Origin of the sequence: Providencia huaxiensis (assembly GCF_002843235.3) — a bacterium.
In the GTDB taxonomy this organism is placed as follows: Bacteria; Pseudomonadota; Gammaproteobacteria; order Enterobacterales; family Enterobacteriaceae; genus Providencia; species Providencia huaxiensis.
On record NZ_CP031123.2, the window covers coordinates 1,520,835 to 1,544,234 of the forward strand.

12 protein-coding genes are annotated in these 23,400 nt (G+C 38.6%); 8 read left to right on the plus strand and 4 right to left on the minus strand.

The genetic code is table 11. The annotated features are described in order from the left end of the window. Positions 1 to 98 precede the first annotated feature (98 nt). Both CYG50_RS08665 and CYG50_RS08670 read left to right on the plus strand, forming a co-directional pair. On the plus strand, positions 99 to 7,412 hold the full coding sequence (locus CYG50_RS08665; protein ID WP_102138541.1) for a C80 family cysteine peptidase: 7,314 nt from the start codon (positions 99 to 101) through the stop codon (positions 7,410 to 7,412). 195 nt (positions 7,413 to 7,607) lie between these two features. Then, positions 7,608 to 8,492: a DUF362 domain-containing protein gene (locus tag CYG50_RS08670; protein WP_102138542.1), complete on the plus strand. Its 885-nt coding sequence runs from the start codon at positions 7,608 to 7,610 to the stop codon at positions 8,490 to 8,492. Between the two features lie 43 nt (positions 8,493 to 8,535). Here CYG50_RS08670 and CYG50_RS08675 read toward each other — a convergent pair whose 3' ends face one another. After that, positions 8,536 to 9,414: an alpha/beta fold hydrolase gene (locus CYG50_RS08675; RefSeq protein WP_102138543.1), complete on the minus strand. Its 879-nt coding sequence runs from the start codon at positions 9,412 to 9,414 to the stop codon at positions 8,536 to 8,538. Between the two features lie 242 nt (positions 9,415 to 9,656). Here CYG50_RS08675 and CYG50_RS08680 point away from each other — a divergent pair, with 242 nt between their 5' ends. After that, complete coding sequence (locus tag CYG50_RS08680) at positions 9,657 to 10,193, plus strand: metallophosphoesterase family protein (RefSeq protein ID WP_102138544.1); 537 nt, start codon at positions 9,657 to 9,659, stop codon at positions 10,191 to 10,193. On the opposite strand, the gene CYG50_RS08685 is transcribed toward CYG50_RS08680, so the two are convergent. From CYG50_RS08685 to CYG50_RS08695, 3 genes are all read right to left on the minus strand, one after another. Then, positions 10,190 to 10,819 (minus strand): helix-turn-helix transcriptional regulator, encoded by a 630-nt coding sequence (locus tag CYG50_RS08685; RefSeq protein WP_102138545.1) that lies wholly within the window; start codon positions 10,817 to 10,819, stop codon positions 10,190 to 10,192. The genes CYG50_RS08680 and CYG50_RS08685 overlap by 4 nt on opposite strands. A gap of 98 nt (positions 10,820 to 10,917) precedes the next feature. Further along, positions 10,918 to 11,883 (minus strand): threo-3-hydroxy-L-aspartate ammonia-lyase, encoded by a 966-nt coding sequence (locus CYG50_RS08690; protein ID WP_102138546.1) that lies wholly within the window; start codon positions 11,881 to 11,883, stop codon positions 10,918 to 10,920. A gap of 27 nt (positions 11,884 to 11,910) precedes the next feature. Then, complete coding sequence (locus tag CYG50_RS08695) at positions 11,911 to 12,315, minus strand: RidA family protein (protein WP_102138721.1); 405 nt, start codon at positions 12,313 to 12,315, stop codon at positions 11,911 to 11,913. 356 nt (positions 12,316 to 12,671) lie between these two features. Between CYG50_RS08695 and CYG50_RS08700 the strand changes: the two genes are divergently transcribed. The 5 genes from CYG50_RS08700 (at position 12,672) to CYG50_RS08720 (ending at position 23,386) form a co-directional block, all read left to right on the plus strand. Continuing rightward, positions 12,672 to 16,406 carry a DUF4132 domain-containing protein gene (locus CYG50_RS08700; protein ID WP_102138547.1) on the plus strand — a complete coding sequence of 1,245 codons (3,735 nt, stop codon included), beginning with the start codon at positions 12,672 to 12,674 and terminating at the stop codon, positions 16,404 to 16,406. A 24-nt stretch (positions 16,407 to 16,430) separates the two neighbouring features. Continuing rightward, the gene (locus tag CYG50_RS08705) at positions 16,431 to 17,540 is read left to right on the plus strand and encodes an ATP-binding protein (RefSeq protein ID WP_102138548.1); all 1,110 of its coding nucleotides are present in this window, start codon (positions 16,431 to 16,433) and stop codon (positions 17,538 to 17,540) included. 106 nt (positions 17,541 to 17,646) lie between these two features. Further along, the gene (locus CYG50_RS08710) at positions 17,647 to 20,193 is read left to right on the plus strand and encodes a DUF5682 family protein (protein WP_102138549.1); all 2,547 of its coding nucleotides are present in this window, start codon (positions 17,647 to 17,649) and stop codon (positions 20,191 to 20,193) included. Continuing rightward, positions 20,193 to 21,347: a VWA domain-containing protein gene (locus tag CYG50_RS08715; protein ID WP_102138550.1), complete on the plus strand. Its 1,155-nt coding sequence runs from the start codon at positions 20,193 to 20,195 to the stop codon at positions 21,345 to 21,347. Before CYG50_RS08710 ends, CYG50_RS08715 begins: the two co-directional genes overlap by 1 nt. After that, entirely contained in the window at positions 21,344 to 23,386 is a 2,043-nt protein-coding gene (locus CYG50_RS08720; RefSeq protein ID WP_102138551.1) for an SWIM zinc finger family protein, read from the plus strand. The genes CYG50_RS08715 and CYG50_RS08720 overlap by 4 nt, the downstream gene beginning before the upstream one ends. The last annotated feature ends 14 nt before the right edge of the window (positions 23,387 to 23,400 follow it).

Sequence of the window (23,400 nt, forward strand, 5' to 3'; positions counted from 1 at the left end):
ATTGTAGTTAATCTTAATTGTTTTTTTTATATTTTACTGATGTGGCAATCTTGTTAAGTTGAAGGTGGGATTTAATTTGACATGGACAGAAAATTCAGATGATAAATATAAATGATAAGAAAATGAATGATAAAATAATTAATAAAGATTTGATATTTTTAACGGAACATATAGATGGTAGGCCATTAGTAGGGGAACAATCTTCTGAACTTAACAATATATCTAATTGGTTTAATCCTATAGATGAATTTACAAGGCTTAAAATTGCTCATCATTCAATGAGTAAGCCAACAAATGACTCTACACATGATTATCACGTTTTGATTCAAATAGGAGGTGATGACACTGCGGCTAAATCAACGGGTCGATTATTAGCGAAATTTCCTAATAATTCACTTGTAATACAGTTTGATATTGCAAATGAACAATGGAAGGTACTACATGGTGACTTAGAAACTAAAATTAAAGGGAAAATACGTTGGGTGGTTATTGGCCATGGGCAGTATAAAGGACGTAACCAGCAAAGTTATTTTGAAGGGTACCAAGCATACCAACTTATTGCAGGGCTGAAGTATCTTAAAAGTCATGTGTTAAAAGCATACCCACCGAGTAAGATTGTTTTAGCCGGCTGCCAATTAGGCCGTGGGGGCGTAAATGAAAATTTTGTTTTTAGGGCAAGTGTTGAATTAGCTAAACAGGGAATATACCTTCCAGTCGTGGGGTATAATAGGCCTATCGGTGTCACGAGTGACAGTAAAAAAATAACGTGGCCATATGATTTAACTGGAGAAAAGCAATCTACTAAAAATTGGCGGTTAGAAATTAATTTTAACCAAACTGACCAACAAGCCTATATTAATGGCAAGCATGCTAGTTTATATTTTATCGATGAGTTAAGAAGTGGTGAGCTAGACGTTTGGCAGTTAATAAAAGATTACCACTCTACTGCAATGGATATTTTTAGGGATCCAAACAATGAGTATAAAATCGACATTGATTTGATTAAGAAAGTGGCTTTTAACCATGATGCATACGCTATTTTTAAAAATAAATTAAACACGAAAGGCATTCTATTTAATAGTGATTTTAGACGTGAAATACTTCGTGAATATGAGAATGTTGGAATATTAGAAGCACCATTATGGTTAATGATCAATAAAGACAATGTGAATGTTAACTCGCAAAAAAATAACGATAATATCAAAATCATTATTCGAACAGGAAGGGGGATTGTAGGGAAAAAATATACGGAAGATCTACTGAAGGATTTCCCGAATAGCACACTGTTGTTTCAGTTAAATCCGAATACAATGGAGTTTTTCTTAGAGCATGGTGACATAGAGCAGTTACTCAAGGCACCCAAACAACAGTGGATATTAATAGATAATCTTCATCCTGAACCTGGTTATGTACAAAACTATGCTAACTCGTTAAATGTATTAAGATTAAGATATGGTTTTAAAATGCCAGAAAGTATTTCACTGTATTTAACCGATAAAAAATCATTATTAACTAAAGATGAGAAAATAAGTTTTTTTGATGATTTAAAAAGTAAACTAAAAACAAATGGAATATATTCAAAAGTCTTTTTAGAGAATAATTTTGAAACAAGACATAAAATAAGAGCATTACTTGAGGATATTAGCATAGGTAATTTGCTAATAGAAAACATTGATATAAGTAAAAACCTTTATTTAAAAGGACACTTTACATTCCAGGATGGGAGTATTGATAAAGATAAATTAAAAGTTGCAGCATATGACCCGATCATCAGCAAAAGAATTAACAAAATATGTGATGCTGAGAATGAAAACTATTTTTCCCAGATGTGGGATTCAATTTTTTCTGATGATGGCACTACTGGGATTAAGCAACAGGTTATTGAAGTAAAGGAAATTTTGGTATTTTTAAGTCACCAGCCTGAAAAAATAAATTACCTAAGTAAGCAGTCTATAAGCCGTTTGTCTGAGTTATTCCCAAGTGGACAAGGTTATAATCATGCAGAAGTTTTGAAATTAGTTCAAGACCCAATAAAGTTAAAAGAATATAATCAACATATTGAAGACTTTTTAATTATCTATATAGATATTGAAATGCCATTTGCAGATAAAAAATCATTAAGAAAAGAGTTTGAATTAATTATTGATTTAAATGAAAAAATAAAATCCAATTATGCAGCACTCTCTCAGTTATCATTTAAAGACGGGTTCGACATTACACTCAACAAATTACCAGTTGAGATACATTATTTTGAAGGGCTCTATTTTTTACATATTTTAAAATATAGTAATTTAACTAATGAACAACGTTTACAATTTAATGATAAATTAGAGGTTTTAACGAAACTAACACGTAAAAAAGAATTGGGTAATATTACCAGTAATGAGCTGCAAGTACTCAATCGGTTTGATGAGATATATCAATTTAATTCTAATTTATTAGGCGCTGTTTCTAATGAAATAAATGAGCAATCTCACATAGTCTTATTTGAAAATATAGGGAACAATCAAATCATCACGTTTCAAAGTGATGAAGAGATATATACAATTACAAGCTACTCGTGCAATGATAAGTATTTTCTGACTTTATCCGATACGACAGGTGTCGAGCTGATTATTAGTCATTCAGAATTTAGCCAAGCAAAGCAACACTTATTTAATATTTTCAATGAATATATTAACCAAGAAATAATCAAAGAGGATGGTACTGCGTCCACAAGAGGAAGTATTGCAGGATTTAAACATGAAGTAGGCGAAGCCCTGTTTGGCGAAGTGAAATCTATAAATACAAAGAGTGAAGCATACCAAAGTATGCAGAAAAATATAATGAGTGAGCTAGATGTCGTTTTCAGGTTATCAGAGATATCAGTGACTGATAACTCGGAAATTATTTTTGGCGAGCAGGTCACCTCATTGAAAACGCTTAGAGATATTGGGGCTACGATAGATAACGAGCCATTAGATTTTAAACATACTAAGCTCGCAAGCTGGGAGGATAATGTTAAATTTAATCCTGACAAATTAGTATTTCAGTTAGCCTTTTTAACTGGCAATGAAAAGGATATTAATTTAATTAAAATGCTAAATAAGAGCTTACAAGATGATCAAATAGCAAGACGAATTGATGGTAATTCAATGCTCCAACCAAGGGCCGTACTACAAGAACAATTCCAGATTATTCAGAAATTACAATTTGATGATTGGGCGAATATGGAGACAGCCATGGAAGATTTACGACGTGTCGGTGCTAAATTACCAGTCTATGCCAGAATGGCTAATCATTTCGGACAAGGAATTGGTTCTACAGGAATATTTTTGACGATCAATTCTGTCTATCAGTTGATAGATGAATTAGATAATCCTAATTTATCAGAGAAAGAAAAGCGAGAAATACAGAGAAATCTTGATCTAGCCTGTGCAAGTGCATTTTTTAATTATGGAGATATGGTCTTACAACCTATTTTACTTAAGCTCGCTTATAAACAAGCTGGCTCATTTAATGTGTCATCGAAAATTACGGCTCGTATTACAATTATATTTAACTTAATTGGAATGGGTCTAGATGTATATCAAGCTTGTGAAGCATTTGAACAGCTAGATAAAGTTACAAATGATAAAGATCGGCAAGATTTAATTGTGAATGGTTCATTGTCAATTGCCAACATCGCTGTGGGTGGTGTAACTATGATTGGTATAATCATTGGTTCATCTGCAATACCCGTTGTTGGTTTAATTGTTGCGGGTTCCTTATTAATTGGAGGGATGGTATATACAGGTATTCGCGCAGTAGAAAAAATTGAAGAGGAACTCGGTGAGTCTCTAGACTGGGATGAAAAAGCTAGAGAAGGTATTCGTGCCGCACTTGGTTTTCCCCCTTCAGACAATATATTAAATCGATTTAGTTATAAACAGCATTTAACTTACTTTAAAAATATAAATTGGCAACAAGATTTAGATACTTTTAAGTCATCATTTTTATATCAGGGGTTTGATGAACACTTGCAACTGGTTGGTAAACCGATCCTTGAGGAACATATAAAGTATTATATTTATTATAGAGATAATTCAAAAACAATTGATAGTATAGAGTTTTCTGATTCGGATAATAGTGTATTTCTTCGTCATATTGATAGTGATGAAATCGGGCCTTACTATACTATCGAGCAAATTAATTTTATTCGGGAAAATTATTATTATGATCCTCAAGATAATCGCTGGGTAAAAAGCACTCAACCTCAAAGCATTAATGAACTGAATTTTAATTATCGTTTTAGGCTTGTGAATAAAAAGGCTCCTATCGATTATAAAGACATTGGTGAGGAGGTTGCCAACGATATTATTGTGCTTAACCCTGAATATGATAGTTCATTATTAAAAGAGTTCTTACATAAAAATAACTTGGGTACGTCTTATAGACTAAAAAAAAGGCAGTCAGTTGCTACACAATTAAGTTCTTTATCGGCATCAGAATTACGGTTATTTCAAGCCAGAAATAATTACACCAATATTACTCATCCAGATATTAATAGCAATATTGCAGTACATAGGCTAGGGAGTGAATTTTTAAATCAACCTATTGATATTGCAAGGGAGTTGTTGAGTGAGAGCCCTAGGGTTATTTATGAAGGTATGCAAAATATTGGTTATCGATATGAAAAAGAAGCAAAGCAAAAAAACATTAGTTTTAACCCAGGAAATGGGACAGATATTATCGTTGGGAAAAAAAATTCAAGGAATTTGTTTAACATCAATACAGGGCATAAATTTCTAGTCGGAGGAGAAATGGATGACATTACAAACTTGTCCTTGTTATTTAAGTATGATGTTCAAGAAAACAAAGATATTTATTTTGATGGTAACGGCGGCAGTAATGGCATAATTATTAAAGATATTCCATCTAAGTGTAAAATTGATATCAATTTGAGCAATGAGACATCAGAAGTAGCGTTAATAAATCATGGCGTTAAGCGGATACATCTACGTAATGTTCATGATGTGATGCTAATTGGGGATAGAACTACGAAAGCAGAACTATTAGGCAATAAAGAACCCAACACATTGGATGCTGGGGCAACAATTGCCTTTATTCAAGGTCTGGAGGGAGATGACCAGTTAATATTTGAATCTGGAATAGTTAATGGTGGCGAAGGGGATGATAGTTATTTTCTACGTCGTGTTGATTGGTACAATGAGCAAGATGAATTAAATAATAACTTATTAGAGCTATCTGCTGTAATTATTGAAAATACCCAAAGCCAAAGCAGAGTAAACTTAGGGTATACATTAAACGAAATCAAGGGGGTGTGTATCTCTGGTAATGACCTCATCTTAGCTATTGAAATGAAATTAGCGGAGTCAGAAACCAAAAAATTAATATTGAATGTTACTTTAAAAAACATGTATAAACGCCATAGTAATGGTAGAGAGATTGTTCATCGCTATCAATTACATACACGGGACGGCTTTGTATTAAATACTAAATCAAATGATTTAGACTCAAGTGCTTCACATATTATCAGTGAAAATATTTTCAACATTACTTATCAAAAGGGCGTTGCTACTACAATGAGTATTGATGAGAGTGAAAAAACGATTTCAGTTGATAATAAAATACACCATCAACCCCTATGGGGAGATTTTAAATTCCATGGGTTAGTAAGTAAGCTAGAATATGAGGGAAGCAGTAGTGGTGACTATCTATTAATGGTAAGTAGAAACAGCCATGTTATGATTACTAAAGGGAAAGATATTTATCAGGTTAGCCCAGATCAAATTTTTAAAGGTAAAATAACGTTTGATTTTTTAAATATTAAACCAGAAATGAAAGATGATTTTGATGTACTAATTTTGTTACCTTATGAGAATGGGTTTAATATTAAGGCATTAGGGACATCAATATTTTTATATGATAAGTTCAGTAATGAAAAACTTGAAATTAATCTTATTAATTTATCATTTCCAATGAGTAAAGACATTTACATTAAAGATGGTCATGGAAGTCTATTTAAAATAAAAGTGGGGCAAGAGTTTCATGATGTAGAGGCCGTTGAATGTTTGGAGTTACCCACGGAAAGGGATGATTATATGAAAATCCCTAAGGGATATAATTCCCGCTATCCTATTTTAGATACAAACAATGGTGATGACCTCATTGAAGATAATAGCATGACAGGAAATATCATAAATTCAGGTGATGGTAATGATATTGTAATTGCCAATGGAGGGGCGAATGTTTTGTATGGGGGAAACGGTAATGATTATGTATATGGTGGTGAAAAGAGCGATCTGATTCTATCTGATTTAGGTAATGATAAACTTGATGGACAAGGAGGTGGGGATCATTATTTAATCGATGGAAGTAAAGGCCTCGGTAATACAGAGATAGTAGACCAAGTTGGATTTAATCGTATTCATTTATTTAACTTTAGAACAGAGTATAAGGTCATAAATCAACGAGAAGAGACTTACCATCTTTATACATCGGAATCTAATTTGCGGACAGTCAAAGTAAAAATCCCCCAAGATAATAAAAATAACAATAATCAAGTTTATCACCACCAGCGATTACCCTCACATATGCCAATCCATATTCATAATGATGGTATGGCTCATTTAGTTCGCTACCTTGCTGAACAGCGCCAATATAAAACAGAATTAGCGCCCGAGCAGATTTGGCACCCTATGGATGAATTTAAACATTTTTCTAACGAGCTAAGTTTTTCATCAATTATTGATACAGAGGCAAAGAATATACATATTAGTGAGAATGCACCATTTAGGCGTTTGTTTATTCGGACAAGTGGTTCAGAGCAAAAAATTTGGGATAGAAGTGGAGTTGGACGAGTATTTAAAGGGCAAGCAGTCACAGGAGCTATTTCAATACCAGATGGTATTGAGGGGAATAATGTTCTTTATGCGTCAACAAGTGATACCAATTTATATGGTGGTGAAGGCAATGATGTTTTCATCTCCAATGGTTCAAATGGGTTGTTGACAGATGCCAGTGGGAAAAATAGCTTTATTATTAATGGTGAAATTGTCGGTTGGAATTCGCTGTATAGCTTTGGCGGTGAAAACACGATTTACCTCATTAATTTTAATAAGGACGTCACTCGAGAAGAACCTGATCACCGGAGTAATGCAACTCGATATATTTATACTTCAGAGCAGGGACGCAGTGTGAAAATATTTCAGTATCCGAATACGATAGCGCCTACTGTTGTTCATGTGCAATCTTTAGAGGGGTTAGATGCGCATTCAACCCAACAAAAATTGGATCATCTAGTGGAGTCGTTAGCTGCATTGCGTTTACAAGATGAAGAAAACGGTATTGGTATGCAGGATATTGAACATTTACAGGTGGATTGGGCCCCTGTTAACCTTGTGGATAATTACATGAAAAAAGTAAGTTAGAGAGGCGAGGTAAACCACAAAACTTAAAAATATAGGGAGTTTTGTGGTTTTTAAGTCATTATTTAGCCCAAATCATCTTTATCTACAAAGTGTTGTACTAAAATAGTTTTAAAATTGATGCTAGAATTTAACGATTAAATGTAGCAAGTTATTTAAAATATATTATTTTTTGTTGTAACGGGAGAGTATATAGCAATGAGACGTTTTATTAGTTTAGAGCTGCCTCCTGAACCCATAATTAATGGCCAGTGCGTAAGGAAACGCCTGAAAAATAGCATCTGTGATAATTGTGCCACCAGTTGTCCCGTCGGTGCGGTATCGTTTAGCCATATGAATGCAGAAATTAATAATGAACTGTGTTTCCAATGTGGTAATTGTTTATTTGCTTGCCCTGTAGATGCTATTGAAAATATCAACCCTCATGAACGTAGTTATCAAGGGGAGTTTCTGATAGTAAACCATGACGAGCCTATTGCGAATGCGGATGAACTGATTGTTTGGCACCGACAATATGGTATTCGTGGGATGCAAATTGCTGAACCGTGGGTTGATAAATGGTTGCCAACGATAGCGGCATTAAACTTAAAACTCAAAGCGTTACAAGAACCTATTTGGCAATTGCGTATTGTTCAGCCGGAACAAGTTGATAGCGGCCGCCGTATGATGCTATTTCGTCAAAAATTAGATTCGAAACCTTTGGATAAGGGACAGGTAAAAACTGGGCTTAATGCGAGAAAGCAATTTTACCCTGAAGATAGCTGGTTTAAAGTCGAGCTAGACACGGAAAAATGCATTCTTTGTGGTGCTTGTGCCAAAATGTGTGATGAACATGCGATAGAAATTGAAAATAACCAATTTTTGATAGATGAAAAACGCTGTACGGGTTGCATGAGCTGCCAAGTCGTTTGTTTTCCTAAATCTATTCATGTACAAACCTATACAGCTAAAAATAACGTGCCAAAAATTTTCCATTATTATGATGCGCAGTGCCATACTTGCCACTTACCCTTTTCTTCTTGGGAAGAAAATACCCATATTTGCCCAATTTGTGCACAGCATAAGAAACAAGGGTGGCTATAATGGTGACTAAGGCTCATTTTTAGAGCCTTATCATGCTAACCTATTAATTTAAATGATTAATTACCAGTTTTGCAATTAGTGGATTAATCATTGGTGGCGTTTCGTGGCCCATACCTTCAATAACTTCCAATTTTGCGTTAGGAATATTGTCAGCAATATCTTGCCCTGCGGCTAAAGGGAAGAGCGGGTCGATTGAACCATGAATAACCAACGTTGGTACGTTAATTTGCTGAATATAAGGACGCAGATCTCCGGTAACGGCAACCGCAACAATTTGGCGTTTAGTGCCTTCGGGTGAATGATTACGTGCGAGCGATTGCAGTATATATTCACGGTAATAACTTTCATCAAATGGGCCGAATGTTGAGCTGATCCGGCGATAAAATGCGAGTTGTCCTGATAAATATCCTTCTAAATCCTCTTTTGGGTTAGCACTTGGGCTCATCAATATTCGCATTACATCGGGAGCACTTTGTGGCAGCGCTGGGTTCCCTGTTGATGACATGATTGTGCAAAGAGAGAGTGTACGTTCAGGGAATTTCGCTGCTACTATTTGCGCTATCATTCCGCCCATAGAACGTCCAATAAAGTGAGCTTTATCAATAGATAATGTATCCAATAGATGGATAATATCCTCAGCCATATCGAATAAAGTATAAGGAATAGTGAAAGGCTCACCTTTTTGCATTTTTTCAACCAATTCCCCTAAATTAATAGATGGAAACTCATTGATATGATGAGATAAACCCGCATCACGGTTATCTATACGTAAGAGATAAAAACCGGCATCTGCAATCTCCTGACAAAAATTGGAGGTCCAGCTAATGTTATGGCCACCTAAACCAGGAATAAGGACAATTGCAGGGTTATCTGGTGTTCCAAATGAGTCATAAAAAAGTGGAGCTGAATTAGTTTTGGTCATTTTTCTTCCGGGATCGTTATTAATGAATAGTGCTATTTATATGCCGTAGTTTCGTTGTAATTGCGAGCCATAAAAATTGGCAATGATTATCTTTGATATAATTGAAATATACCATGGCAACGCAATATAAGTCTGTTTTTCAGCCAATTCCGTAAAGCAATTAAAAATCATTGAGATATGATAAGTAGTAAGCAAATCGTTTGCTTGAGTAGAATAATTATTAATATATTTTTAGGTTTTATATGATTTACTTTATTTCAGATACCCATTTTTGTCATTCGAACATTATTAACCTATGTGATCGCCCATTTAAAAGCACCAGTCACATGAATGATACATTAATTCATAACTGGAATGCGTATGTTACTGATCATGATGAGATTTACATACTCGGTGATTTTTTATACAAGGGCAATGGTGCGGATGCCAATAAAATATTACGCCGTTTAGCAGGGAAAAAATATTTGATCCGCGGCAACCATGATAAATTTTTAGACGACCCCGAATTTGACCAATCGTTATTTGAATGGGTTAAAAGCTATCATGAGTTGGAATATCAAAAACAAAAATTAGTGTTATTCCATTACCCAATACTAGAGTGGCAAGGTTTCTTCCGTGACGCGATTCACTTATATGGACATGTTCATAATTCAGGTAAAGACCCCGAGCAGTTTAAGCGTTTAGCGGTATTAGGGCCCCGGGCTATTAATGTTGGTGTGGATGTGAATAATTTTTTCCCTATTAGTATTAAACAGATATTAAAAAAGGCAAATAGTTAACTTTCTTTTTTTGCATACAAATAAACTGAAGCTCTTGATACGCCTAAGTGTTGTGCCACTGTTTCCATAGATTTTTTGATATCTAACAGGCCTTCATTGCGCAGCACTTCAATTAAGTTTTTTCTTTCGTCTGCTTTCAATGTCCGAGGTGTCGCTGCTAAGGTTGCTGCATATTGGTCGATACGCATGCGAATGGCTTCCGCACCATTAGGCTCAATATGCTCTTTTATTGGGCTATTTCCCACATCTATAAACTGCGACAGCATACTTTGCATGCCTCTAAACAACGTCATATCCAGATTTAAACACAATGCTGCGATATATTGCCCTGACTCATCTTTAATGCCAATCGACGTACTTTTTACAGGGCGCCCATCAGAAAATTGGTTGGTATAATTGGCGATGATGTTCGGAAAATCTGCAGATTCAATTCTTGCATGACCGAGTTCAGTAGTCGGTTCACCAACTTGGCGACCAGATAAGTTATTATGAATCGAAAGGATTGAGTGTTCTGGGTTTTTAAGGTCGTGTACAACGACTTCACAAAAAGGCGCAAATGTTTCACTAAGGCCTTTTGCAATAATTTCAACTTGAGCCAGTAATGAATTATCTTTTTGATCTGACATGTCATTTCCCTTCATCTATCAAGCGGTAATAGTTAATTTTAACCTATTTTCAGTGTTGCTAATAGATGAAGGGCGGTGAACATTATGAAACCCATTCTCTATAATACTAATTGTGCAAAGTGCTGAATATCGACATTGCCTCCACTGACAATGATCCCCACACGCTTACCTTGAAACAACTCTTTGTGGGCAAGGGCGGCAGCATAGGACAAGCAACCTGTTGGCTCCACGATAATTTTCATTCGTTCAGCATAAAACTTCATGCGGTCAATAAGTTGTTCATCAGTTACAGTGAAAATATCATCAACCTTATTTTTGATAACTGCAAAGGTGTAGTTACCTAGATGTTGGGTTTGCGCACCGTCTGCGATGGTTTTCGGCGTATCAATGTGCACAATTTCCCCTCGGCGAAATGATTGTTGTGCATCATTGCCCGCTAAAGGTTCAACCCCATAAATTTGGCAATTAGGGGATAACTCTCTGGTTGCAATGGCACACCCAGAAAGTAAGCCTCCGCCACCTAAGCATACAAACAGGGCATCTAATTCACCCACTTCTTCAATCAGCTCTTTTGCTGCTGTGCCTTGGCCAGCGATGATATCAGGGTGGTCATAAGGAGGAATAATCGTTAACCCTTGTTCCGTTGCGAGTTGTTGGCAAAGTACTTCTCTGTCTTCTTTGTAGCGATCAAAACGGATAACGGTAGCACCGTAACCTTGCGTAGCGGCAACTTTCACGGCAGGTGCATCATTAGGCATTAGAATGGTGGCTGGAATGTGCAGAAGTTGTGCTGCTAAAGCGATGCCTTGCGCATGGTTACCAGAAGAAAATGCAATAACACCGGCTTTTTTCTGCTCAGGGCTTAATAAACTTAACGCATTAAAGGCCCCACGAAATTTAAAAGCCCCCATGCGTTGGAAGTTTTCGCATTTAAAAAATAGCTCACCACCAAATTCTTTATTTGCGGTTGTTGAAGTAAGAACAGGGGTTTTATGCGCAAAACCCGCAATACGTTGTGCTGCTGCTTTCACATCTTGATAAGTCGGTAGTATTAATTCTGACATGATATAACCCCAATGAATAATAAGTCGTTAAACAGAAACTGCAATCGCTTCAATTTCTAAGGCTGCGCCAAAATGAAGTTCAGAAACGCCTGCAACAGCACGGGCTGGGCGGTGCTCTCCTATCCACTTAGCATATATCTGGTTGAATAACGGCCAGTTTTCCATATTTGCTATATAAACTCGGACTTGAACCAAATGCGTTTTATCGCAATTAACGGAACTTAAGCATGCTTGTAAATTAGCAAGTACAAGGGAGGCTTGTTCTTGGAATGACGCGTTCGTAATGGCATTACCGAGTTTATCAACGGGCAATTGCCCTGAGATAAAAACCAGTCCATTTGCAGTAACGCAGTGTGAATAATGCCCTTTTGGGGCAATGAGTGTTGGTGCATTGACACATTCAATATTCACACTCTCAATAAGTTGACTCATATCGACCTCTCGATAAAAAACCATTAACTGGATTTTTAGTCTAATCCTAGACTATCTGTTTAGTCAATGCTTTTTTAGAGAATAAATTTGGTGTAAATAGCAACAAATTGTTATTGGAGTGTCCATCAACATGGCAAAAAGAAAAATATAAATATAAGCGAGTTAATCAAATGATTTATTGGGGAAAAGGTAATTATTAAGCGTAAATTCATCACTATATTCCTATAGGCAGAATTTAAAGTGGCAAGGCGGACTAGGTGATATATCCTAATTGAAAATGATTAAGAATAATCAAATTGTGACGATATCATTTAAATGATAAGAAGTTGTTATATAAATACTTTTAGGGATATCAGATGGCAAAGTTCACATTTAATCTTCTTTCAATTTTTGGGAAAAAAGAATTACCCGTTGCAGAACAATATTTACAAGAAGCGCTTTTGCCTTTGTCAGTACTAGATGAAGCATTGCCTAAAACTGTTTTAGAGTATGTGTTAGATGGAAAATCGCCAGAAGTATTGGTTCAATTAAGCCAATTGGATAACGAAAAAGCCGTTATTTTACTCGATAAACCCGGTACCGTAGATTGGTGGTGGGGAGGAAATAGCTTTAACTCGAGTCAATATAATAAATTAATTCGCCAAGGGGCAAATGCAAGACATAAGTTATATTCAAAAGTGGGTGATGGGATTACTTCGTCGCAAATCGCTCGTTTTGCAAAAGTTTTAGCTGCAGCATGTCAAGATATTAATATCAAAGTATTAACGCCTGAATTACCGTCATGGGTGAGTTATTTAATGGGCGATGCCTTTGCAAAAACCTATGATAATTCGCGGGATACCAAGTTAGAACATCGAAAACATTGGCATTTTGACTTACTAACGGAAATTATCGAACAAGAGACAGATAAACCGGCTAACACCATTTTATATATCATTTTCGATCGGCACCATTTATCCGATTACCATTATGATAACTTAAGTCGGCTCTTTGCTATCCCTGGTTTCAAAGCGTATTTAACTGCAGAGCAAGCGTTTATTAAGCAGACATTAGTGAATCATTTATCTGCTGCTGGGCAAATTCAATTAATCAATACGTTGAAGAAAGACGTTGACCTTTATACGCTTTTTGCTGACGTATTAGTTTCTTTTGCCACCAGCTCGTTAAAAACAGTGCGTGCAGCTGCGGAACCTACAATGGCAATTTTACCTGCACAATCGGTCACGCAACATTTAACCCAAATTTTAACAGAAGGGACGCCCAAACAGCGTACTCAAGCCGCAGATTTATTTGCTCGAATAGGTGAACATCGAGAGATATTAGAAGCTGCATTAACAACAGAAACGAATAAAACCGTCCTGAAAAGTATTGAAAGTGCGATTTCGAGATTTTCAGTGATGGATACAGCTAGCCAGGTTGAAGAAGCCGAGTTACCTGAATTCGTTGAATTAGAAGATACACCGCTGCCTGAAAGTGCAAAAGATATTTTAGTTAATAATTTCAATGAAATGCTGCAAAAAGCAAAAGAAAATGCAGAAAATGAAATTGAAGAAAATAAACAACAGAAGCACAGCTACAATTGGGCACAACGCCATTACAAAGAATTCCAAAAGCTTAATGCACAAGCTTGTTGCAAAGTGATTGATAAACTAAATTCAGGTAAGGAAATTATTACTGACCATGAATATAGCGTGGTGAAATTTAAAGAACGTATTACTAACTTGCCTGAATTTACGTTATTCCATGCATTACGTCTGATCAGCCATAACCGCACAAATGAAGAGCATCTATCCCATTACCATCTTACTCGAGAAGTTCCACCAAGAATTCTTGGGCAAATTGAATTGCGCCAATTAGAAAAAACGTTAACACAATGCCATTTTAAAAATGCAACACGGTTAATTGCAGACCTTTGCTTACGCTCATATGCCAATGGGTTAGCCATTTTTAACCAGCCAGCACAAGTTTGGCCGTTTTTTATTCAACACCCAGATTTTATTGCAGAAGCATTGGGTTTAATTCCTCAACAAGAAAAGCAACGTCATTACCAAGAATATGATGCGGCGAGTGGAATTGATGTACTTGCCATGCTGCCGACCATTCCCGCGCGATTCATTCCGCGTATTATGGAGTTGGCTCTTGGGGAAAATAAAACTCATCGTCTGAGTGCGCAGAAACTACTAGAGACATTACCGAATATTCACCTTAATGCGGCTGAGGGGTTAGATTCAGGTAAGCAAGAAATTCGTGTTACCGCAATTGAATGGTTGGCACGATTAAAAAGCCCTGATTCATTGAAACCACTTTATGCATTGTTAAAGAAAGAAAAACGCGAAGTGGTGCGGGCTGCCTTATTAACCGCTCTGGAACAATTTGGGGAAGATATTTCCGGTTACCTTGCGCCTAAAGTGTTATTAACAGAAGCGCAAAAAGGGCTAAAAGCGAAAGCGCCTGCCAGTATGGCGTGGTTTAACTTAGATACGTTGCCCGCATTAACTTGGCAAAATAATAAACCCGTAGAAGCCGATATTATTCGCTGGTGGGTGATCTTGGCCGTTAAATTAAAAATGCCAGCAGGTAATGGGTTATTGCAACGTTATATTGGCTTACTTTCAGTCGATAGCCAAAAGAAACTCGGCAGTTTTATTTTAAATAGTTTTATCGGGCAGGACATTGCTGGGCCGTCATTAGAAATGGCAATGGCGGAAGCAGAACGCGATGCGCCAAAGCGCTTAGCTAATTATCAAGATTGGGTGAAACGTTGGCCTGAATATTATAGCCAATATGAAAACTACACGTTAGAGCAGACGTTTAATGAGATAAAAAATGAAGTACTGCGCCGTTATTTAGGTTCCGCTATTAGTGATAAAGGGATGTTAGCACTGATTTGTGGTATTGAAGGGCACCTTGCCGTGACTACATTGCGTAATTATATGCGTGACCACTACCAACGGCGTGCACAAATTGAAGCTATGATTGATGCGGTGGCGACAAGCAATGACCCACTCATCATTCAATTATTATTGTCACTTTCTCGCCGTTATCGTACCGCGTCAGTTCAAGAAAAAGCGCGCGGATTGGTTGCTCAGATTGCCGAGCGTAATGGTTGGAGCGCAGATGAACTTGCGGATAGAACAATACCAACAGCGGGAATGGATGAAACCGGTATTTTGGCACTTGAATACGGTGACCGCACGTTTACTGCGAAACTGGATGCACAGCAAAAATTAGTTTTGTTTAATCCAGAAGGTAAAGAAATCAAAGCATTACCTGCTGCACGCAAAACAGACAATGAAGAGTTGGCTAAAGAGTCTAAAAAGTTATTCACTGCGAGTAAAAAAGAGCTCAAACAAGTGATTGAACTACAAACCGCACGTTTGTATGAAGCGATGTGTGCAGAGCGCCTTTGGACAACCGCAGACTGGCAGGAATATATTCAAGCACACCCGGTGATGCGTGGCCTTATTGAAAAACTAGTTTGGATAGAAACCAAAGACAACAATATTCTGAATGTATTTCGTCCATCGGACGATGGCAGTTTATTAAATTTAGATGATGATGAAGTCACTCTATCTACTGATTCTTATATCAAATTAGCCCATGCGGCATTGGTCAGTGAAGATGAACGGAAAGCCTGGATAGCACACTTTAAAGATTACAAAGTGAAATTTTTATTTTCGCAAATGGAGCATAAAATCCCTGATTTGGATCTGAAATTAACCGAAATTGAAGACCGCAAAGGGTGGCTAACCGATACCTACACCTTGCGTGGCGTCTTGACAAAAATGGGTTACCAGCGCGGGCAGGCGGAAGATGGTGGGAGCTTTACCCACTATGCAAAACATTTCGCCAGTTTAGGTTTTTATGTCTATATCGAATTTAGTGGCAGTTATGTGCCAGAGGAAAATATCCCAGCCGTTTTGTATTCATTAAGCTTTGAGAAATCACAACAAAGCTCATGGAACCGCAGCTATATCGAGTTAAAAGATATCCCGCCTATTTTGTTAGCTGAAAGCTATGCGGATTATTTAAAAGTTGCGGATGCGTGTGCAGGTTTTGATCCTGAGTGGGAAAAGAAAACACCTTGGTAAGCGGGTTTAACGTAGGATTTTGGAATGACTAAAAATAAAACAACACAAGGGAATGTTCTGCGTGAAAGCGCAGAAGTTCGTTTTGCCGATGAATTGGCACGTTTAACCGAAGCAGATAAACAGAACCCGAAACCACAAGGGTGGTTGCGATCGCCTCGTGCCGTTAGGCAATTTATCTTAGGTGATGGATCACTCAATATTTCTGCAAAATTTTTCGGTGATGATGCTTTAGTTGACCGCGCAATTGTGACGTTATTAGGCAAACAAGGACTAATGCTAGTGGGGGAACCCGGGACAGCGAAATCCATGTTATCGGAATTATTAGCTGCTGCAATTAGTGGTGACTCAGGTTTAACCATTCAAGGAACCGCAGGTACAACTGAAGATCATATTAAATATTCGTGGAACTATGCTTTGCTACTAGCAGAAGGCCCGACGGAAAAGGCTCTGGTGAGTTCACCGTTATACCAAGGCATGCAAGAAGGTAAAATCGTTCGTTTTGAAGAGATAACCCGATGCCCACCTGAAATTCAAGATGTGCTGGTCAGCTTAATGTCAGAAAAGCAAATGATGATCCCGGAAATGAAAGACAATGCACGGATCAGCGCGAAGCAAGGTTTTAATTTGATTGGTACAGCGAACTTGCGTGATCGCGGTGTTCATGAAATGTCATCAGCACTAAAACGCCGATTTAATTTTGAAACTGTGCGGCCAATCCAAGACCCCGCCTTTGAAATTGAACTGATTAATAAGCAATTAACCACAGAGTTAGCCGACCTCAACGGCCTAGTGACTATCCCTAGCAACGTTATTGAACTGTTAGTCACCACCTTTCAAGAGTTGCGTTCAGGGAATACCAAAGATGGGGGCAATATTAAAACCCCAGATGCGGTGATGTCGACAGCTGAGGCCGTGAATATTGCTTATGCATGTGCGCTTGAAGCCCATTACTTAGGCGATGGTACGCTCAATGCAGGGGCCGTTGCACGGCAGCTTATTGGTGTGGTGTTAAAAGATAACCCTGATGATATCAAACGGATGCGTTATTACATTGATAATGTCGCGAGAGAAAGGGCAAAACACAGCCAAGAGTGGAAAGCCTTTTTTGATGCATCAAGGGCATTTTGGCAATAAATTTTTTATCACAATGGCAGAGCCGTGAGGGCTCTGCTAATTCGTCTTCATGATAACTAAATCAGCAAAAGGCCATTTAAGGCGAATAACCCTTAGGGAAACAGCGGTGAGCTTGCTATCGATACCTTTACCAGAACGCATTGAAAAAGCATTACAAGATAGGCGACAACTTGAGTCAGTGGGTATTTATTTTGCGCCAATTCGTCATCATAGCCCTGCGTGTGCATACAGCACACTGTCTTTGATTGAGCACATAAAACCCGATTACGTTTTAATTGAAGGGCCTGATAGTTTTAATGGGCTACTGACCAGTTTGCTACATCATGATACTCAGCCACCTGTCGCTATTATGGCGCAAACAGAGTTAAAAACCACACAGGAGGATGATAAAAGTGACGCCGTCACTCGCTCTGCCTATTTTCCTTTTTGTGAATATTCCCCTGAATGGCAAGCTTTGCATATAGGCCAGCAATACCAAGCCCAATTACGTTTTATTGATTTACCATGGACAGCACAAGTTAATGAAGATGAAGCAAATGATCTGCAATCTCAAAGTTTGCAGAAAGAGCGCTACTTAGCACATAGCTTGTTTATTAGCCAGCTTGCGAAAAAAAGTGGTTGCCGTGACCATGATGAATTATGGGAACAGATTTTTGAATTACGAGCAATTGAACAGCTCGCAGATTGGCCAGCCTTTTTTATGGATAGCTTTATCTGGTGTGCTCTGGCACGACTTGATTATGAACCCCAAGTCCTTGAGTCAGAAGGTTCCATACAGCGTGAGCAATATATGCAGTCGCATATCCAAACCATTAAAGCCCAACATCCGGAAGCTAAAATTGTCGTGGTAACGGGGGGATTCCATACCCTTGCGCTACTTGAAGGGTTGGAAGAGGCGCGCAAACAGCAGTTTAAGCTTTCTGCGGCACAACAAAAAGCGTTTATCCAACAGCAAAAACTGGGCGAACAAGACAAGGCTTGGTTTATTCGCTATAGCTATGACAAACTCGATGCATTGAATGGCTATGCATCAGGGATGCCTTCCCCCGCATTTTACCAGCAGTCGTGGTTGTCATTATTAGAGCAACGCCAAGCCCAGATGGCAGGCGACAATCAACCTACACAAGCTTATCGAAATCGTTTAGGTGTTGCCTATCTGTCTAAAGTTGCGCATGTCTTACGTGAAAAGCAATTTGAAGCCGCTCCTGGCTTTCTATCGGTTAAATTGGCCGCAGAGCAAAGCATTCGTCTTGCCGCCTTTCGTGGGCATGCAGGTCCTGGGCGCTATGATCTGTTAGATGGGTTACAAAGTGTTTTTATCAAAGGTAGCTTAGATGAAAGCCAAATTGAGCTTTGGCAGGAAATAAAAACCTGTTTCTCTGGCTTTTTACTCGGGAAAATCCCCAAAGGGACAGCAACGCCTCCGCTGGTCACTGAAACTTATGAAATCGCAAAAAGTTTTCGTTTCAAACTTGATGACACCTTAAGTAAGGTGAGTCGCTTAGATGTCTATCGTAATCAACAACATCGTGCGCGTAGCCGATTCCTGCATTTATTAGCATTTCTCGATATCCATTTTGCTAAGCATCTATCTGGGCCAAACTTTTTTTCTGGTAACCAAATGGATTTATTGTTTGAAGAATGGCAATACGCGTGGACGCCCAATGTTGAAGGGGAATTAATTGCCTTATCAGAACAAGGAACACAATTAAAAGCTATTGCCCTAAACCGTTTGTTTGAAATGGAGAAAAACCTAGAACAGCAAGGTGTTAGTCGTTCAAGCCAAAGTGCGGTCGGGTTACTCATGCAAGCAGCATTGATTGGGTTGCATCAACGGATGCCGGCATTATTTTCCTTGTTAGATGGTTATATTCAACAGGATACAAAGTTTGCGTCATTGATTGCGTGTGGTCATAAACTTGTTCATCTGTGGCGGGGGCGCCAATTCTTTGATATTGACGATGGTTTTGCTATCGAAGCACGTTTAGATGCCTTGTTGCAACAAGCGTTTTATTGCTTTGCACAAATTACGCAGGGGGATGAACAGCAGCAAGAACCCCATTTCTCAGCCTTGCTTTCTTGCCGTGAATTAGTCACTTTCATGCCTGAAATCAATAAAAACCATGATTATGCCATTGATTTTTATCAGGAATTAGACCGCTGTCAAGGTCAATTAAACCATACGCCACTTTTAAAAGGTGCGGTGGATGCTTTGCGCTATCTCGGGGCAAAAATAGATGAATCCGTTCTAACAGAAGAGATTAAGCGTGCGTTCAGCTCCGGTAGTGATCCTGAAATGGCCATTGGCTATTTTATTGGTGTGATGCGAACCGCACCCGAGTTAGTCTTACGCATACCATTACTCATTGATATGTTAAATCAGTTACTTAGTGAATGGGATGAAGGGCGTTTTATTCAAGTATTACCCGATTTACGGTTTGCATTTAGCCAATTAACGCCTAAACAAAATGCACAAATGGCACAATATGTGGCACAAGACTTAGCGATTGAGGCAAAAGAACTCACACTGCACCAAACCGAGTTTAATGAGCAACAAATGATGCAAGTTATTCAACTCGAACAACAATTACAAAGCCAGCTCACTGAATTAGGGTTACAAAGTTGGTTTGCTCGCGCTCAGGAAGGTAAATAATGAGTCAAAAAAATGTCACATTAACCCCTGAACAACTTCTACTGGCTAAGCGCTGGCGTTTAATACTCGGGCAATATGCCGATAACGCACTTGGCCAAGCCACCTTCAGTGCTGAAGAGTTGAAAATAGAACGTTCTTTGGACTTTTTGTATCGAAGAGAATACCAACGTCGAGGCTTAAAGCAAGAAACTGGACGTCATGGTTCTTTAGATGCTTCCCAATTGACCGCGGTTAATTGGTTAAACCAAGCCCGTAAATTGTTTCCTAATAGTACCTTTGAGCGGATGCAATCTCAGGCTTTAGAACGTTATGAGATCAGTAGTTTGTTAAAGGACCCACAAGCGCTAAATGCCATGGAGCCGACAAAGTCCCTCGCAAAAGCGTTGTTAAGCCTACGCGGGAAGATGAATGAAGAAACCCGTGATGCCGTTAAAAATATTATACGCAAAGTCGTGGATGATATTCTAAGTCAAATACGTAACCAATTTCGCCACGCACTAACAGGACGACGTAACCGCTTTCAACGTTCACTGGTCCCAAACAGCCGTAATTTTGATTGGCGAGGGACGATTGCCGCTAATTTGAAAAATTACGATAAACAAAATCAACGGTTAGTGATAAAAACACCTCATTTTAATTCTCGTCAACAACAACATTTACCGTGGGATGTGATCCTGTGTGTTGACCAAAGTGGCTCGATGGCGAGTTCTATTATGTATGCGGCCGTGTGCGCGAGTATCTTAGCGGCATTACCGACTGTACGCGTGTCTTTGGTCGTTTTTGATACTCAAGTTGTTGATTTAAGCCACCTTGCACAAGATCCTGTTGAAGTGTTAATGACCGTGCAATTGGGTGGCGGAACGGATATCGCTAAAGCGATGCAATATTGTGAAAGTTTGATACGTAACCCAAAACGCACGGTGATTAGCTTAATCAGCGATTTTGAAGAGGGTGGCGCGCTGAATCATTTACTAAATTGCACACAACGTTTGCATAGCCAACAAGTGAAGTTGTTAGGTTTAGCCGCGTTGGATGATGAAGCACTTCCCGTTTATGATCCTGAAATTGCCCAAAAACTCGCTGATAGAGGGATGCATGTTGCTGCATTAACCCCGGAACATTTTGCTCAATGGTTAGCTGAGGTCATGCAATGAGTTGGAAAAACAGTTATTTACAGTATGACGACGATGCATTAGCCGTATTTGCGAATGTGGGGTTACTGAGACGTGCCCGCAAAGATGTTGAAAACCAAAAGGTTAACCCAACAGACTTAGACGCTGGAACATTTACGAGTGATGGTCAAAGCGTTTCTTTAGATGCGCAAGGGATCCAAAAAGCCACTTGTGATTGCCCCGCAACAGGGTGTTGTAAACACATTTTGGCGGCAGTTTTGTGGGTACAGTCGAATGCAACTACAGAAATTGATCCAGCGGAACCGATAGCCAGTGAAACGGTACTAAGCGAATTATTCGCACTGCAACCAGAGAGCTTAATCAAACAAGCAACTAAGCCTGAACTTCGTTTAGCGCTGAAATTTATAGCGCAATGGCAAGACGACAAACTGGTTTATGAAGCGCAATCCAACCAGTTAAAAATTAGTCTGCCAGAATATGATGAGCCAATTATTTATATGCGTAATAGTGGCTTACAGGGCATGATTTCATCTCTACCCGAAAAACAAAAAAATGCGGTTCATCTCGCTATTATTGCAAAATTGAAGCTTCAGCATGGCCAAGATTGGCATTGGCCAGAAGAGCTAACCGCAGGTCAAGTGCATCAACAGGGACTTAGCCAAGACGATAAAGTGGTGATGGGTTCCATCGAACAATTTATTCAGGATATGTTACGGCAAGGACTGTCACATATTAGCCAAAGCAGTGCTAGCCAGTTGCAATTACTGAATATGTCAGCACGAGCAGAAGGGCTGCCTCGCTTAGCTAATGATATGAGACGCCTTAGCCAACAAGTTAAGCGCTTAGCTGACAAACATTTTACGATGGATGAAGGGCAAGTTTTGCGGTTAATTGCCGAGATATCAGCTTATTTGTACCAATTATCAGTAGCAAATGAACATCAGCTTATTGAACTCAAAGGGTTACAAAGACGGCAGTATAGCGATAAATCCATAGAATTTGATTTATTGCCTATTGATGCAAACTGGTGGAAAACCGAGAGTGGTGCGATTGGAGCTACATTGAGTTTCTGGGATCGGCAAAATAAAAAAATCATTCAATGCACGCAAGGTCGTAGTAATAGCCTTGACCCAACGTTTAATCGACAAAATGTTTGGCAAACACTGGCGTTATGGAAACATACAGCCGAAAGTTTGATGAAAACCCCCTTTAAATTGCATTCACCGCGGTTATCAGAGGAAGGTAAATTATCAGCCACTGGCGAAAGCTATGCGGTTAGCACTAAAGAAAAGGGGGTAACAACCAATGATTACCTTAACATTAAAGCTGAATTTGGTTATACCGATTGGCAGCTGGCGGCTAATGAATTGCCAACACTCACACAAGACAATCGGTTTTCCCCGGTTTTATTGCATATTGATGACTATGAGCCGCTCTATTGGGATGAAACAGAACAATGTGTCTTATGGGCGGTGACTGACGCACAACAAAATCGGGCATTTTTACGGTTAAACTGGCTAGGGAGTGATGACCATAAAATTGAAGAATTGCGGTTTATTACGAAACAGCAATGGCCAATTTGTGCTGTGACGGTGCAGGTAAGTCATTCGCAAGAGGCGATTCAGTTGGTACCCAAAACGCTATGGTTAAAAAAGGAACACGGTATTGAGCTGTTCTACTTAGACTTTGAAAGTACACCACGTAAGAAACAACGTTCAGGCTTTTTTAATAAAATTATCGAATATATGGCGAAAAAGCAGCAAAAAAGCCAAGTTTTTGTGCCTGAATTAACGTTGGCTAGCCAGCTTGTTCGGCCAATACTTTCAGTATTGGAAACGCAAGCGTGCACAGGAAGACAATGTTTATCCCAAACCCAACAAAATGAAATTGCGTACGTTATTAGAACGCTAGAGGATTTGGGGGCTCTTTGGTTGGCTAATCAATTCAAACCATTGATTGCCTCCAGTGACTTACAACCCGAAGTACTATTACAGTTAGTCTATTTATGTGGCCGTTTTGAAAGGTTACAAATGCCATTGCCTTTTCAATTTAATCAATAATATAAGAGGGAGTA